The organism is Herbidospora galbida, from assembly GCF_005233835.1.
Taxonomy (GTDB): Bacteria; Actinomycetota; Actinomycetes; order Streptosporangiales; family Streptosporangiaceae; genus Herbidospora; species Herbidospora galbida.
Genome location: NZ_SZQA01000053.1, coordinates 1 through 15,230, shown reverse-complemented (window position 1 = coordinate 15,230; position 15,230 = coordinate 1). Strand labels below are relative to the sequence as shown.

The 15,230-nt window shown below is 69.8% G+C and carries 13 protein-coding genes; 2 read left to right on the top strand and 11 right to left on the bottom strand.

Annotated elements, in window-relative coordinates; genetic code table 11:
* Positions 1-6: 6 nt before the first annotated feature.
* Both FDA94_RS35000 and FDA94_RS34995 read left to right on the top strand, forming a co-directional pair.
* A complete protein-coding gene (locus tag FDA94_RS35000; protein WP_137251338.1) occupies positions 7-795 on the top strand; it encodes an ABC transporter ATP-binding protein in 789 nt (262 codons plus the stop codon).
* A complete protein-coding gene (locus FDA94_RS34995; RefSeq protein ID WP_246060326.1) occupies positions 792-1,799 on the top strand; it encodes a methyltransferase in 1,008 nt (335 codons plus the stop codon). The genes FDA94_RS35000 and FDA94_RS34995 overlap by 4 nt, the downstream gene beginning before the upstream one ends.
* 37 nt (positions 1,800-1,836) lie before the next feature.
* Here the strand turns inward: FDA94_RS34995 and FDA94_RS34990 are convergent, their stop codons facing one another.
* The 11 genes from FDA94_RS34990 to FDA94_RS34940 all read right to left on the bottom strand — a co-directional run.
* On the bottom strand, positions 1,837-2,397 hold the full coding sequence (locus FDA94_RS34990) for a GTP-binding protein (RefSeq protein ID WP_062439545.1): 561 nt from the start codon (positions 2,395-2,397) through the stop codon (positions 1,837-1,839).
* A gap of 7 nt (positions 2,398-2,404) precedes the next feature.
* Entirely contained in the window at positions 2,405-2,776 is a 372-nt protein-coding gene (locus FDA94_RS34985) for a DUF742 domain-containing protein (RefSeq protein ID WP_030455649.1), read from the bottom strand.
* Positions 2,777-2,795: 19 nt separating this feature from the next.
* Positions 2,796-3,218 (bottom strand): roadblock/LC7 domain-containing protein, encoded by a 423-nt coding sequence (locus FDA94_RS34980; protein ID WP_061296951.1) that lies wholly within the window; start codon positions 3,216-3,218, stop codon positions 2,796-2,798.
* A complete protein-coding gene (locus tag FDA94_RS34975; RefSeq protein WP_137251337.1) occupies positions 3,215-6,478 on the bottom strand; it encodes a sensor histidine kinase in 3,264 nt (1,087 codons plus the stop codon). The genes FDA94_RS34980 and FDA94_RS34975 overlap by 4 nt, the downstream gene beginning before the upstream one ends.
* A 129-nt stretch (positions 6,479-6,607) precedes the next feature.
* Complete coding sequence (locus FDA94_RS34970; protein ID WP_137251336.1) at positions 6,608-7,891, bottom strand: glycosyltransferase; 1,284 nt, start codon at positions 7,889-7,891, stop codon at positions 6,608-6,610.
* Between the two features lie 94 nt (positions 7,892-7,985).
* Positions 7,986-9,119, bottom strand: coding sequence for a polyamine ABC transporter substrate-binding protein (locus FDA94_RS34965; RefSeq protein WP_137251335.1), 1,134 nt, complete (start codon positions 9,117-9,119; stop codon positions 7,986-7,988).
* A gap of 276 nt (positions 9,120-9,395) precedes the next feature.
* On the bottom strand, positions 9,396-9,953 hold the full coding sequence (locus FDA94_RS34960; protein ID WP_034385780.1) for a GTP-binding protein: 558 nt from the start codon (positions 9,951-9,953) through the stop codon (positions 9,396-9,398).
* Between the two features lie 7 nt (positions 9,954-9,960).
* Positions 9,961-10,323 (bottom strand): DUF742 domain-containing protein, encoded by a 363-nt coding sequence (locus FDA94_RS34955; RefSeq protein WP_030455643.1) that lies wholly within the window; start codon positions 10,321-10,323, stop codon positions 9,961-9,963.
* 6 nt (positions 10,324-10,329) lie between these two features.
* Positions 10,330-10,749, bottom strand: a complete 420-nt coding sequence (locus FDA94_RS34950; protein WP_137251334.1) for a roadblock/LC7 domain-containing protein — start codon at positions 10,747-10,749, stop codon at positions 10,330-10,332.
* On the bottom strand, positions 10,746-13,832 hold the full coding sequence (locus tag FDA94_RS34945) for a nitrate- and nitrite sensing domain-containing protein (RefSeq protein ID WP_170991259.1): 3,087 nt from the start codon (positions 13,830-13,832) through the stop codon (positions 10,746-10,748). The genes FDA94_RS34950 and FDA94_RS34945 overlap by 4 nt, the downstream gene beginning before the upstream one ends.
* Positions 13,833-14,008: 176 nt before the next feature.
* The coding region (locus tag FDA94_RS34940; RefSeq protein ID WP_137251332.1) for an ACT domain-containing protein at positions 14,009-15,230 on the bottom strand (1,222 nt) is incomplete at its 5' end.

Genomic DNA, 15,230 nt, shown 5'->3' with positions numbered 1-15,230 from the left:
GATCCGGTGCTTGAGTTAGTCGATCTGAGCCACACCTACGGCTCCTACCGCGCCATCGACCGCGTCAACCTCAAGGTCGCCCAAGGCGAGGTGGTCTGCATCGTCGGGCCGTCGGGCTGCGGGAAGTCGACCCTGCTGCGGTCGATCGCGGGGCTGATCAAACCCACCGGCGGAACCGTCCTGCTCGACGGCAAACCCGTCGCCGGCAGCCCGGAGAACCTGGCCGTGGTGTTCCAGGACTACAGCCGCTCGCTCTACCCGTGGATGTCGGCGCTGGCCAACGTCGGCCTGCCGCTGCGCCGCCGCGGTTTGGACAAGAAGCGGCGCGACGCCGCCGCCATGGCCGCCCTCGAACAGGTCGGCCTGGCCGGGGCCGCGGCCAAGTACCCGTGGGAGATGTCCGGCGGCATGCAGCAGCGGGTGTCGATCGCCCGCGCGCTCGCCTACCAGCCGAAACTGCTGCTGATGGACGAGCCCTTCGGCTCGGTCGACGCGCAGACCCGCGAGGAGCTGGAGGATCTGACCCTCCGCGTCTGCGCCCACCACGGCATGACCATCCTGCTGATCACCCATGACGTCGACGAGAGCGTCTACGTCGGCGACCGCGTCGTGGTGCTCAGCAAGGCCCCCGGAACGGTGGTGGGCGACCTGCCCGTCCAGCTGCCGGGGCCGCGCGACCAGATCCACACCCGCGAACTCGAGGCCTTCGTACGGCTCCGCGCCGAAGTCGGCCGTCTCGTCCGCGGCATGACCCCGCACCGCAACACGCACGGATTTGGAGTGGAGACCAGGTGACCCAGAACGACCCGGCCGCCCCGGTATGGGATGCGATCTACGGGATCTCCCGCTTCGCCGCCCTCGCCACGATGGCGGAGCTGGGCTGCGCCGACCATCTCGCGGCCGGCCCGCTGACGGCGGATGTCCTGGCCGAGCGCTGCGGCGCCGACCCGCTGTCGCTGCACCGGACGCTGCGTGAGGTGGCGTCGATGGGCTTCCTGCGTACCGTCCCCGAAGGATACGAACTCACCGAGTCGGGCCATCTGCTGCGCGAGGACGTGCCGGGCTCGGTCCGCTCGGCCGTGCGCATGGTCGGCCAGGAGGCCTTCTGGTACGCCATGGGCCAGCTCCCCGAGACGGTCCGGACCGGCCGCAGCGCCTTCAAGGAGAAGTTCGGCCACGTCTACGAGTACGTGGGCCGCCACCCCGAGATCGCCGTGCTGTTCGACCACTACATGACGGTCCGGGCCGAGCCCTTCGCGGCCGGCTTGGCCGCCGGCTACGACCTGAGCGGCGCCCGCAAGGTCATCGACCTGGGCGGCGGGCGCGGGCACATCCTTGGCGCGCTGCTCAAGGCCAACCCGCACCTCGAAGGCGTGCTGTTCGACCTGGAGCGGGTGCTCGGCAGCGGACGGGAAGCGCTGACCGAGGCCGGCCTCGCCGACCGCTGCGAGTTCGTCGTCGGCGACTTCTTCGCCGGCATCCCGAGCGGCCCGGACGTGTACCTGCTGGCCAACGTCATCCACAACTGGAGCGACGAGGACAGCGTGCGGATCCTGCGCAACGTCCGGGCGGCCATGCCCGACGACGGACGGGTGCTGATCCTGGAGATCGTGCTGAGCGACGACGACTCGCCCCACGTGGGCAAGGACGGCGACATCCGGATGCTGTCGCTCTCGGGCGGCGGCATGGAGCGGACGCCCGCCGAGTATCAGACGCTGCTGGAGAAGAGCGGCCTGACCACGGCGCGGATCCTGCCGCTGACCGGGTGGGCCAGCGTCATCGAGGCCGTGCCCAACTAGCGGTGCCTGACCAGAAGCATGGGACCGGGGTCCCCGGCTAGCGCTGCCAGCCGGGGACCGCGACCCGCATCGTCAAAGCGTGTTCCACCAGGGTGATCAGCGTGTTCTTCACCGAGTCACGGGACCGCGCGTCGGTGCGCACGATCGGGGTGTGCGGCGACAGCGACAGCGCCTCGCGCACCTCGTTCTCCCCGTGGGGGTAGCTGCCGTCGAACCCGTTGATGCCGATCACGAAGGGGAGCTGCGCCTCCTCGAAGTAGTCGACAGCCGGGAAGCTGTCGGCCAGGCGGCGCGTGTCGACCAGCACGATGGCGCCGATGGCGCCCCGCACCAGGTCGTCCCACATGAACCAGAAGCGGTGCTGACCGGGGGTGCCGAACAGGTAGAGGATCAGATCCTGGTCGAGCGACACCCGGCCGAAGTCCATCGCCACGGTCGTCGTGGTCTTGTGCGGCGTCAGGCCGACATCGTCGATGCCCTCCGAAGCGTCGGTCATCACCGCCTCCGTCGTGAGCGGCACGATCTCCGACACCGCACCGACGAATGTCGTCTTGCCGACGCCGAAGCCACCCGCCACGACGATCTTCGTCGAGGTCAGGCCCCGGCTAGAGCCTGCGAAGTCCACTGAGCACCCTTTCCAACAAACCCAGATCCGGCTTACCCGCGTCGAGCTGCGGCTGGTGCACCTGCACCAGGCCCTCTGCCGCCATGTCGGCGATGACGACCCGCGTCACGCCCAGCGGCATGCGCAGCATGGCCGAGATCTCCGCGACCGACCTGACCTGACGGCAGAGCGAGGTGATCGCCTGCCGTTCCGGGGGCATGGTCGAGAGGTCCACGTGCGCCGCTATGACAGAGGAGACGAGTGCCTCCATGGCGAGCTGAACTCGCGGGGCCGTGCGCCCACCGGTCACCGCATAGGGGCGCACCAGCGAACTTTGCTCCGCCGGGGGCTCACCTGTCCAGCCGCCTGCCACGGCGACCTCCTAATCTCGATCAACGGGGGTGGGAAGCCTGGAGCTCGGCGCGGACGGCCGGGGTCAGGACCTGACCCGCCCGCTCGACCAGCAGCGTCATCTGGTACGCCACCAGACCCATGTCACAGTCGGCCGCGGCGAGCACGGCCAGACAGGAACCATCGCTGATCGACATGATCAACAGCAGCCCGCGCTGCATCTCGACCACGGTCTGCGTTACGGCTCCACCCTCGAAAACCCGAGAGGCACCCTGCGTCAACGAGATCAGCCCGGCGGCCACCGCCGCGAGCTGGTCGGCGCGATCCTTCGGGAATCCCTCCGAGTACGCCAGGGGCAACCCGTCAGCGGAGACCACAACCGTGTGCGCCACACCGGGCACGTTGTTCACGAAGTCAGTGATCAGCCAATTGACGCCGCGAGCGGCCTGGCTCATTTCCCTCATGCCTCATCCTTATCGGTCTCTTGACCCTGACCCTGGGCGGGGTTTGCCCCGGGCCAACCCTGCTCCTCGCTGATGTCTCCCCTCGCCACCGCGCGGCCCTGGCGTACACCGGCCTGGAAGCTGGCCAGGCGGTTGCGCACGCGATCGGGCGACAGCGACGGCGCGGGAGCCACCGGCACGGGAGCCGAGGGCGCGGCCTTTTCGGCCGAGCCCGGCACCAGGTTGGCCTTGGGCACCCGCTTCGGCAGGCCGGACGAGGTGATTCCGCCGAGTGAGGGCTCGGCTGCCGCCTGGGCGGCCTGCCAGCCGGCGTCCACCGCGGGGGACGACCACGCGGTGCGCTCACCGGGGCTCTCGTCGTCGCCGGAAACCTCGGGCTGGTCCGGCGCACGCCGGAACCAGTCGGACTCCACGGCGGCGAAGATCGGCAGGAACTCGTCGATCTCGTCGAGGGGCGAGTTGCGGACCGCGGGAAGCGGTCCGGTGTTGTCGACATCAGGTTCGAAGGGCCCGCGCTGAGCGGGCGTGCCCGGCCAGGAACCGTTCTCGGCCGGTCCGCCGGGCCATGCAGGCGCGCCGGCTCCGGGCGTCTGGCCCGGCCACGGCGTGTCGTTCGCGCCCGGATGCGGGTAGCCGCCCGAGGGGAAGCCGCCCGTGGCGAAACCGCCGGTGCCGTGACCACCGGTGCTGTGACCACCGGTGTCGAAGCCACCCCGCTGGTCGTACGGCGGCTCGAAGGCGCCGCTGTCGAGCGGGCCGCGCGCGAACGCGTTGCGGTCGAACGGACCGGTGTCGGTCGGGCTCGGCCCCCCGCCGAACATCCGCGGACCGGTGTCGAAGGAGCCCCGCTCCGGCATGGGCGCGAAGGGGTCGCGCTCCGGCTGGTCGAAGGGGTTGCGCTGCGTGGCGGGCGGACCCGCGGGCGGCCCGGCGGGCGGCAGGGCGTTGGGCGGCGGGTTGTCGAAGGGGTTGCGCTGCGGAAGCTGGCCGAACGAGGAGTCGAACGGAGTTCCGCCGGTGTTGCTCGCCCACGGGTCGGGCGGCCCGTCGCTGCCGAAGGGCCGCGGCGCCGTCTCGAACGGGGTCGGGCTGGCCAGCGCGGGCTGCTGCCCGAACGCGGCGGGGGCCGGCACGCCGAACGAACCGGTCGCCGACCCGGGCAGCGCGGGCTGGGCGTTGGCGGGCAGGCCCTGCTGCGGGGCGCCGGGGAAGGCGGCGGCGGGCTGGGAGAGCAGGCTCTCGGGCAGCAGCACCATGGCGGTGAGGCCGCCGACGTCCTGCTGGCGGAGCTGGACGCGGATGCCGTGGCGCAGGGCCAGGCGGCCGACCACGAACAGGCCCATGCGGCGCGACACCGACACGTCGACGACCGGCGGGTTGGCCAGGCGCCAGTTGGCGGCGGCGAGCTCGTCGCCGGTCATGCCGATGCCGACGTCACTTACGGAGATCATCAGACCGCCGCCGTCGATGCGGTTGCTCGACACGGTGACGCGGGTCTCGCGCGGGGAGAAGGAGATGGCGTTCTCGACCAGCTCGGCGATGAGGTGGACGACGTCGTTGACGGACTGACCGACGACGGCCGGGCCCGACTGCACCTGGATCGCGACGCGTTCGTAGTTCTCGACCTCGGAGAGGGAGGCGCGGACGACGTCGACGATCGGGACCGGCTGGCCCCAGCGGCGGGCGGGTTCCTGGCCGGCGAGGACCAGGAGGTTCTCGGAGTTGCGGCGCATGCGCGTCGCGAGGTGGTCGAGCTTGAACAGGTTGCCCAGTCGCGTCTCGTCCTGCTCGCCCTGCTCCAGGCCGTCGATGAGGGACAGCTGGCGTTCCACCAGCGTCTGGGTGCGGCGGGAGAGGTTGACGAACATCGAGTTGACGTTGCTCCGCAGGCGGGCCTCGTCGCCGGCCAGCCGGATCGCCTCGCGGTGGACCTCGTCGAAGGCGCGCGCCACTTCACCGATCTCGTCGGAGGTGGTGACGCCGATCGGGGCGACCTCGGGCAGGTCGGCGGCCTCACCGGACTCGCGCAGCTTCTGGACCGTGTCGGGCAGCCGCGAACCGGCGATCTCGAGCGCCTCGCGGCGCAGGCGGCGCAGCGGCCGGGTGAGCGAACCGGCGACCAGGGTGGTGATGACGAGGACCACGAGCAGCAGGACCACGATCAGCACACCGGAGACGATGGCGCTGCGCTGCTCGGCGTCCTGGAGCGCGACCGACTGGGTGACGACCGAGTCGCCGACCCGCTTCTCCACCTCGCGCATCAGGTCGACGGTCGCGGTGGTGGAGTCGAACCAGCGCTGCAGGTCGTCGTTGCGGGTGCGGTCGAGGTCCTGGATCGCTCCGTTGAACTGGCGGAGCTGGGCGAGGGCGGCGGCGCGCATCGAGTGGGCGCGCTCGGTCATCTCGCCCCTGACCGTCTGGCGGTAGAACAGGCTGTCGGCGGGCGAGGCCTCGCTCTGGAAGATGGCGAGCTGGGTGTCCTGGTCGCGGCCGGCGCTCAGGAAGTCGGACAGGTCGTCGTAGTCGAACCTGACGTTGCGCTGCTGCGGCCGGCTCGCGAGGGTGATGGCCAGCAGGCCGCGGCTCTTGGAGATGTCCTCCTTGGCCCGGGTGAAGGCGGCCAGGGCGGTGGTGTCGGCGAACAGGCGTTCGTCGGAGCCGGCGGAGCGGATCAGGTCTTCGTGCAGCGAGGTGAGCTCGGAGATCATCGTCGTGTACATGACGATGGCCGCTCGGGCGGGCACGCTCTCGTTGTTGAGAACGCCCTCACGGAGACCGGGCAGACCCCGGAGCCATCCGGCGATCTTGGCGGCCCGGGTGAGCACACGGGTCGAGTGGCTGGAGTCGAGCGACTGGAGCGTGGCAAGTGCCTTGCCGGAAAGTTCGTCGACCTTGCCGGAGACGTCCTGGACCTCGTCGAAGCGGCTGTTCTTGCGGCCGTCCTGGATGAACAGCGCCGTGTAGTCGCGTTCCTGGGCCAGCTCGTGGTTCAGCCCGTCGAGCTGGACCACGAGCCGCGCGACCTCGGTCAGTCTCCGGTACTCGGCGGAGGTGTTGACCGCGGAGGTGAGCTGCACCGCCGCGAAGATGACACCGACCACCGTCGGAAGCAGGATCAGGGCGACGAGACGGGAGCGCACCCGCCAGTTTCCCAGCCGCATGAACGCGGCCCCTGGAGCTTTGGCGGCGGGGGCGGGCGCCGCCTTCTCCTGCACGCCTGCCTCGATGCCGAGGCCACCTCGCGGGTCGTGCGTTGTCACTGGCTTTTACAACCTCTCGCCTGTCACTCCTGTTGCCCTCTATGGCACCAGAAATTGGAACACACTGTTACCAGATCAGCGAATTACACCCGGATCGCCGAATCGGACATCCAGTGCGAATGGTGCTTCTTACTTGGCCGCGACCTTCTCAATGACGTCCGCGGCCACGCGGAGGCCGTCTCGACGGCGGAGCTCCTCGCCCTTCGCGGCCAGGTCGGCGCGGAGGGCGGAGTCGCCGAGCAGGCGGTCGACGGCGCCGATGAGCTCCTCGTCGGAGAACTTGTAGGTGTCCAGGCGGACGCCGTAGCCCTTCTCGTCGACGCGCTGGGCGTTGTCGTACTGGTCCCAGAACAGGGGCAGCACGATCATCGGCTTGCCGAAGTGCAGCGCCTCGGTGGTGGTGTTGTTGCCGCCATGGGTGATGACGAGGTCCACCAGCGGGATGATCTTCGTCTGCGGGACGAACTCGGCGCCCCACATGTTGGAGGCCAACTCGATCTCCTCGTGGAGGGGGCCCTTGGAGACGATGTACTGATGCGGCGTACGCGACAGCACGTCGATCACCCGGCGCATCAGCTCGACGTCGGCCGAACCGAGTGAACCGAGCGAGAAGTAGATCAGCGCGTTGTCACCGCGCTCGAACGGCAACGTGAAGTCCTCATCCGTCTCGCGTACCGACGAATCCAACCGGGTCCACGAAGGCCCGAGCGGGCGCTCGACAGTGTAGTCGAGGAATTCGGGGTAAACGTAGAGGTTCGCGTCACCCTCGTGGATGAAGTCGAGGTCCGGGAGCGGCGGGGCGCCCTGCTCCACGACCCACTCGTTGAACGCCGTCCAGATCTCGCGGTGGGTGCGGTCGTACTCCGCGTTGAACTCCTTCCACCCCTCACCGGTGGCCGGGAGACCCGAGAAGACCGGGGCGACGCCCTCGCCGCGCATCTCCAGCGGGTTGCACGACATGATGCGCACGAACGGCACGCCCGCGGTGAGCAGCGCGGGGAAGGCGATGACGTTGTCCTCGACGATGACGTCGGGCTTCACCCGCTCGATGATCGCCTTGAGCTGGGGCTCGCAGTACTTGGCGCCGTCGATGAGGGCGTCCCAGATCGGCTTGGTGACCGTCTCGAGCTGCTCCTGCGTCGACTTGCGGTATTCGGGCGCGGTGTCGCGGATGAAGTCCTTCCAGAACTGGCCCGCGTCCTGCTCCTCCGCGTCTTCGGCCGGCGGGGCGAGGTCGACCAGGTCCTCTTCGAACCCGAGGGCGGTCAGCTTGCCCTTCCACGACGCCTCGGCGGCGAACACCACACGGTGGCCGCGCTTGAGGAGGACGTCTCCGATGCCGATGCAGTTGTTGGTGGGCCCGTACGCGCTCTCCGGCATGAACAGGACGGTCAGCGGCTTCTCAGCAGACATTGGGGTTCTCTTCTCGCGGTAAACGATCGTTCCAACGCACGCGGCGAAAAGCGGCGAAGCCCCCGGGGACTCCGCCGCGGTGCCCGTCACTGCGTCACTGCGCGGCGGTGACCTCGGTCGACAGGGTCGTGTACTTCACCGAGTCTTCGCCCAGGTCGATGATCGACTCGCCCTGCAGCAGGTCGGCCGGCGTGTACTTCAGCGGCTCGTTCGAGGCGAGGACGCTGGCCGGGATCTTCTCCATGGCGGCCTTGTTGGGAACCTTGTACAGGATGTTCGTCGCCGCCCAGCCGTGCTGCTCCGGGTCGAGGATGAAGTTGATGAAGGCGTGCGCCGCTTCCTTGTTCTTGGACGCCTTCAGGATCACCATCGTGTCCACCCAGAGGTCGCTGCCCTCCTTGGGAACGGTGAAGGCGACGTTGGGCTCACCCGTGGGGCACCAGCCGTCCCAGGCCTCGGCCATGACGGCCTCGCCCTTGGCGACCTTGGCGCCGAACTCGGTGTCGTCGAAGGCGAGGAGCTTGGGCTTGGCGGCCTCGAGCATCTCCTTGGCCTTGGCGATCACGGCGTCGTCGGTGGTGTTGATCGACGCGTTCATGGCCTTGAGGGCGGGCAGCGCGAGCCAGCGCTCGGTCGTCATGAGGGTGATCTTCTTCTCGTACTCCGGCTTCGGCTGGAGAAGATCGTTCCAGCTCGTGGGAGCGGGCTTCACCAGGTCGGTCCGGTAGCAGATGCCGGTCGTGCCCCAGGTGTAGGGAACCGAGAAGTTGTTGCCCTTGTCGTAGGACAGGTTCGAGGCCTCGGGGTAGAGGTTCGCGAGGTTCGGGATGAGCTCCTTGTGCAGGGGCTCCAGCAGGCCTGCCTCGTTGAGGGCCTGGGCGTACTGGCCCGAGACGAACGCAACGTCGAAGCCGACACCCCTGCTGGCCATGATCTTGGCCATCGCGGTCTCGTTGGTGTCGTGGATGGCCTTCTCGATGTTGAAGCCGAGTTTCTCCTTGACCCGCTCCTTCAGGTCTTCGGGGCTGTAACCGTCCCAGATCGTGAAGGTGAGGCTCTGCTTGGTGAGATCGGCGTTCGGGTCGAGCTGCGCGGCGGTGGCGCTCGGCGCGGCGGCGCCGTCCGCCGTGTTGGCGGAGTTCGAGCCGCCACACGCGGCCAGGGCGAGGACAAGGCCGGCGGCGGTGACAACAGCCGGCAGATGACGGGTGTGCCGGATTCGGGACACGACCGCTACTCCTTCTGAAATTTGCCTGATGGTCTGCAGGGGGGCAGACCAAAGGGGGAGTGTTGCAGCACGTATCAACACAGATCAAGACTTTTCAGGACATTGTTAGCTGGACGTTCACACTTCGATTTGAAGGATGCTTCAGCATCCTGTCAACCAGTGAAATGGGATCCCAACTCTCAAACATCCACGAACCGCCACAACCCGGACAAAAACATGGGCCACCTGCCGGGGACAGATGGCCCTCAATGCCCGTGAGGTGCGGATTGTTCCCGATCAGTATTGCCGACCGTATGCGGAACGTACGGTCAGTACGTACTCAACAAGGGTGATCAGGGTGGACTTGACGGCTTCGCGGGACCGCGCGTCCGTCCGCACGATGGGCACGTGCGGCTGCAGCGACAGAGCCTCGCGAATCTGCTCTTCGGCGTGCATGAACACGCCGTCCCACCCGTTCAGCGCCACGACGAACGGAAGCTGCGCCTCCTCGAAGTAGTCGATCGCCGGGAAGCTGTCGGCAAGCCTGCGGCTGTCGACCAGAACGACCGCACCGATCGCGCCGCGGACCAGATCGTCCCACATGAACCAGAACCTGTGCTGCCCGGGGGTTCCGAACAGGTAAAGGATCAGATCCTGATCGAGGGAGAGACGACCGAAGTCCATGGCGACCGTGGTGGTCGTCTTCTCCGGCGTGAGCCCGAGGTCGTCGATCCCCGCGCTGGCGTCGGTCATGACGGCCTCGGTCGTCAGCGGAAGGATCTCCGAGACGGCGCCGACGAACGTCGTCTTGCCCACGCCGAAACCACCCGCCACGACGATCTTCGTCGAGGTCAGGCCGCGACTAGAGCCTGCGAAGTCCACTGAGCACCCTTTCGAGCAAGTTAAGGTCGGGCTGACCAGAGCTGATGAGCTGTGGCATGTGCAGACGCACCAGCCCTTCGTCGGCCATGTCGGCGATCAGCACCCGTGCCACCCCGAGGGGGACCCGGAGCAGCGCGGAGATCTCCGCGACCGATCGCACGGATCGGCAGAGCGTCATGATCGCCTCCTGCTCGGGGCCGAGCAGGGAGTAGTCATCGCCCATCATGGTCGCCGTGGAGACCAGCGTCTCCATCGCCAGATGGTAACGCGGCTCGGCGCGTCCTCCGGTGACGGCGTAAGGACGGAAAAGGGGTTCGTCCTCGGTCCCCTCACCCGCGCGCATCGGGCATCACCGCCGCGCCGAGTGCAGCTCGGCACGCAGAGCCGGGGTCAGCGCCTGTCCGGCGCGCTCCACCAGAAGGGTCATCTGGTACGCCACAAGGCCCAGATCACAATCGTGTGACGCCATCACGGCGAGGGCCGAACCGTCGCTGATCGACATCACCATGAGCAGTCCGCGCTGCATCTCCACGACGGTCTGCCGGACCGGTCCGCCCTCGAACACCCGGGAGGCGCCGGTGGTCAGGGAGGCCAGCCCGGCCGCCACCGCGGCCAGCTGGTCGGCCCGGTCGGGCGGGAACCCGTTGGAGTGGGCCAGGCGCAGGCCGTCGGCCGATACCACCACCGCGTGGGCCACCCCCGGGGTGCCGCCCACGAAGTCGGTGATCAGCCAGTCGAACCTGCTGACGTCGACGCTGAGCTCAGTCACGAGCCCTCCTCCTCATTACCCGTGCCTTCCTGCGTCCTTTCGGCCCGCCCTCGGCGTACGCCCTGCTGGAAACTGGACAGCCGGTCGCGTACGGCCTCGGGCGAGACCTGGGGCCGGGGTGACTCCGGCGGCGGCGTGCCCGTCCCTCCCTGGGGCGGCGTCCCGACGGAACCCGGCACCAGGTTGGCACGAGGCGTCCGCTTCGGGAGCCCCGACTGTGTGACGCCCCCCGAGGCCGGTTCGTTGGCCGCACGGGCCGCCTGGAAGCCTTGATCGGCATGCCGGCCCCACGGAGTCGCCTCAGGCGTCACAGGGGCATCTGGAGCCCCAGGAGCGGCGGGAGCGGCGGCCGGGTCCGGCCGCGTGAACCAGGCCGACGACTCGACCGACGCGAAGATCGGCAGGAACTCGTCACCCCGCTCCAGCGGCGTGTCCGCCACCGGCCGCCCGACGGGCGGCGCCCCCGAGCCTGCGGGCGCCCCGAGAACGGGGAACGCGCCGGAGTGCTCGGTGAACGGCGGCGCGACCGGCGTCGGCTGCGTGTCCCCGGTCGACGGCCGCAACCTGCCGGTCTGCCCGGCCGGACCGCCGGGACCCGCCGGACCGCCGGGACCAGCCGCACCCGCCTGGCCGATCCGGCTGATCGGACCGGTGGAGCCGATCGGGCCGGTCGGACTCGTGGATCCGATCGGGCCCGTCGAACCGGTCGAGCCGATGGGGCCGGTCGCATTGGGCGAACCGATCGGACCGGTCGCATTGGGCGAACCGATGGGGCCGGTCGAGTTGGGTGAGCTGGTCGGGTTGTTCGGGTGGCGGCGTTCGAAGCCGGGGAAGGTGCCGCCCGGGGGCTGGCTCTGGCGGGGGACCCGGCCGCCCGGCGAGGCGAAGGAGTCGTCGGCCGGAGTGCGGGGCGACGGGGGCTTGCGCTGGGGCAGGCCGCCCGGGCCGCCCTGGACGGGACCGGTCGCGTGGGGACCCGTCCCGAAGGCGCTGATCGGGCCCGTGTTCTGGGTGAACGGGCCGGTCGAGACGGCGGGCAGGGGGCCCGTGGGGAGTTCCGGCCGGGACCGGGTCATCTGGGGCTGCTGCGGGGCCGGGGCGGGGGCGTCGGCGTTGCTGATGAGCTCGGCCGGGAAGAGGACCATCGCGATGATGCCGGTGCTGTCGCCGCGGCGGAGCTGGACGCGGATGCCATGGCGTCCGGCCAGGCGGCCGACCACGAACAGGCCCATGCGGCGGGAGACCGAGACGTCCACGACGGGCGGCTCGGCCAGCCGGGTGTTGATCTCCAGCAGTTCGTCGGGGCTCAGCCCCATGCCGTTGTCGGTGATGGCCAGCAGCACCGCACCGCCCTCGATCGGGCTGCTCGACACGATGACCTTGGTGCTGGGCGGCGAGAACGAGATGGCGTTCTCGACCAGCTCGGCCACCAGGTGCACGACGTCGTTGGCGGCGTGCCCGGCGATGGCCGGCGAGCGGTGCACCCGCACGGTCACCCGCTCGTAGTCCTCGACCTCCGACAGCGAGGCGCGCACGACGTCCACCAGCCGGGCCGGGGAGCTGCGCTTGCGCGCGGTCTCGTGCCCGGCGAGGACCAGCAGGTTCTCGGAGTTGCGGCGCATGCGGGTGGCCAGGTGGTCGAGCTTGAACAGGTCGGCCAGGCGGGCGCCGTCCTGTTCGCCGCGCTCCAGGCCGTCGATCAGCGAGATCTGGCGTTCGACCAGGGTCTGGGTGCGCCGCGACAGGTTGACGAACATCGCGTTGACGTTGTTGCGCAGCCGGGACTCCTCGCCCGCCAGCTTGACCGCCTGGAGGTGGACCTCGTCGAAGGCCTGCGCGACCTCGCCGATCTCGTCCTGGCTCTCGACCGCGATGGGCTGCACCGCCGGGGAGGTGTCGCCCGTCTCCGACTCGCGCATGCGGCGCACGATCTCCGGCAGCCGGTTGCCCGCGATCTCCAGCGCCTCGACGCGCAGCCGCCGCAGCGGGCGCACCATCGAGCGGGCGATCAGCACGGTCGTCACCAGGACCAGCAGGATCAGCGCGAGGATCAGCGCGGCGGCCACGATGGCGCTGCGGCGCTCGGTCGAGCGCAGGTCGTCGGCGCGGGTCCGCAGCGAGGTCGCCACCTGCGCCTCGACCTCGGAGATCGCGTCGAGCACGGTGCCGTTGTCGCGGAACCAGTCCTGCGCGGTCAGCACCCGGCCGGGGATCGGCTTCAGCGGCTGGTTGCGCGAGCCGAGGGCGACCGCCCAGGCCTTGGCCATCTCGACGTCGGTGCTCGCCTTGCCGATCCGGGCGGTGTGGAAGGCCTGGAACTGGCTCGTGGTCGCCTCGGCGTTGAAGGAGCTCTCGTACGTCTCCTGCCGCGACCACGAGCCCAGGAAGCTCTGGAGGTCGTCGGGGGTGAACGACTGGCGGGGCTCCAGGAGCTCGCCGACCAGGATGGCCCGCTGCTGCGAGGCCTCGTCCTTGACGTGGGCCAGCGCGCTCAGCGCGCGGGACGCGCCGACCACGCCGGGGTCGTCGCTGAGTTCGCCGAGGTCGTCGTGCAGGCGCAGGACGGTGGCGATGGTGGCGCCGTACTCGAAGAAGATCGAGGTCGCCGGGTCGTCGTCGCGTTCGGCGGCGTGGCTGTCGGCCACCGTCTCCAGGCGGTTGAGCACCTGGCGGGCGTCTTCGACGACGCGCGGCCCGAACGACTCGTCGACGGCGCGCAGATCGGCCGCGGACGTCTTGATCATGCCGTCGACGACCAGCTTCTGGTCGGCCAGCGTGTCCCGATGCTGGCGGATCGTCTCGTCGGCGTTGCGCAGCGCGCTCTGGACGCCGACCAGGCCGTCGAGCCAGGCCTTGTGGTCGCGTTCGGCCGCCAGCTGCTGCGCGAGCTCCCGCAGGCGACCGGCGTATTCAGCCGCGGTCGCCGTCCGCTCGTAGGCGGAGAGGCTGTCTACTGAGCCGACGACCCGCATGCTGGCCAGGATGACCGCGATGAGCGTCGGCGCGAGGATCAGCGCAGTGAGCCTTGTGGGCACACGCCAGTTGCGCAGCGCGAAACGGCTTGCCCGCTTGTGAGTGGACACCGGCCCCCGCCATTCGTACTTGACAAAAAGCCCTTCACACTCCTGACAGCGTGAAGTGACATAGCCATACAAGCGGGCACAATTCGACCACAAGGTCATGATCGGCCACGGGGTTACCCATCTCCGAGGACACAATCGTTACCAAGTGGTAAGTGGACTGAAGCACTCAAACATGATCAACGGAGTGCAGAAAGGACATGCTCCCTCACCTGACCACGTTGCGCCTCATCGGTGATGGGGCGGCCGGCACGGTCGACGACGTAGAAGACGTCGACCGCCTCGGCTCCCAGAGTCTCCACTCTGGCCGCCTTCACGTCCAGGCCGCAGTCGCCGAAGGCGCGGCCGATCTTCCACAGCAGGCCAGGCCGGTCGTGCGCGCGGACCTCGACGACGGTCGCGGTGTTCGAGGCGTCGTCGACCAGGGTCACCCGGGGCGGTGCGACCGGCACGCGGGGCGGGCGCAGCGAGCGGGTGCGGCGGGCCAGCCGCTGTTCGATGTCCAGGCGCCCGGCGAGCACCAGGCGCAGGTCGGCCTCCAGCGTGGCGGGGTCGGGCGGGGAGCCGTATTCCGGCACCACCGCGAACTCGATGACGGCCGTCGAACCGGCCGAGGCCGCCGACGCCGACCGCACGACCATACGGTGGGCGGCCAGCACCCCGGCGGCCCGCCAGAGCAGGCCGGGCCGGTCGGGGGCGACGACGGTGACCGCTCCCCCGTTGACGCGGATCGCGCCGCCGCCGTGCCGCGCCAGCGACGCCTGTTCGGCCGACAGCGCGGGAGCGGGCGCGGGCGGGGTGCCCGCGAGCGCCGACCTGACCCGCCTGACCAGGTCGGAGACCAGGTTGGCCTTCCAGGAGTTCCAGGCGGCCGGGCCGGTGGCCAGGCCGTCGGCCACGGCCAGGGCGGCGAGCAGTTCGAGCACCTCGTGGGAGCCGACCGCCTCGGCCACCCGGGAGATCGTCACCGGGTCGTCGAGGTCGCGCCGGGTCGCGGTCTCGGGCAGCAGCAGGTGGTGGCGCACCATCGTGGCCAGCACCTCAACGTCGGCCGCCGGCAGGCCCATGCGGGCCGCTATGTCGCGGACGACCACCTCGCCGGTGGTCGAGTGGTCGCCGGGCCAGCCCTTGCCGATGTCGTGCAGCAGCGCGCCGATGAGCAGCAGGTCGGGCCGGGCCACCTCGCGGGTGAACGCGGCGGCCCCGGCGACGGTCTCGATCAGGTGCCGGTCGACCGTGTAGGTGTGGATCGGGTTGCGCTGCGGCCGGTGACGCACCCGCTCCCAGTCGGGGATCAGGCGTACGAGAACCCCCGCCTGGTCGAGCTCCTCCCAGACGGGCACGGCCGCGCGCCCGGCCCCGAGCAGCCCCACCAGCGCGTCGCGCGCCTCGTCGGGCCAG

Bases quoted from the DNA above. Each gene is read 5' to 3' on its own strand.
- FDA94_RS34980 (WP_061296951.1), bottom strand. From the start codon at position 3,218: ATGAGGGAAATGAGCCAGGCCGCTCGCGGCGTCAATTGGCTGATCACT.
- FDA94_RS34970 (WP_137251336.1), bottom strand. From the start codon at position 7,891: ATGTCTGCTGAGAAGCCGCTGACCGTCCTGTTCATGCCGGAGAGCGCG.
- FDA94_RS34955 (WP_030455643.1), bottom strand. From the start codon at position 10,323: ATGCGCGCGGGTGAGGGGACCGAGGACGAACCCCTTTTCCGTCCTTAC.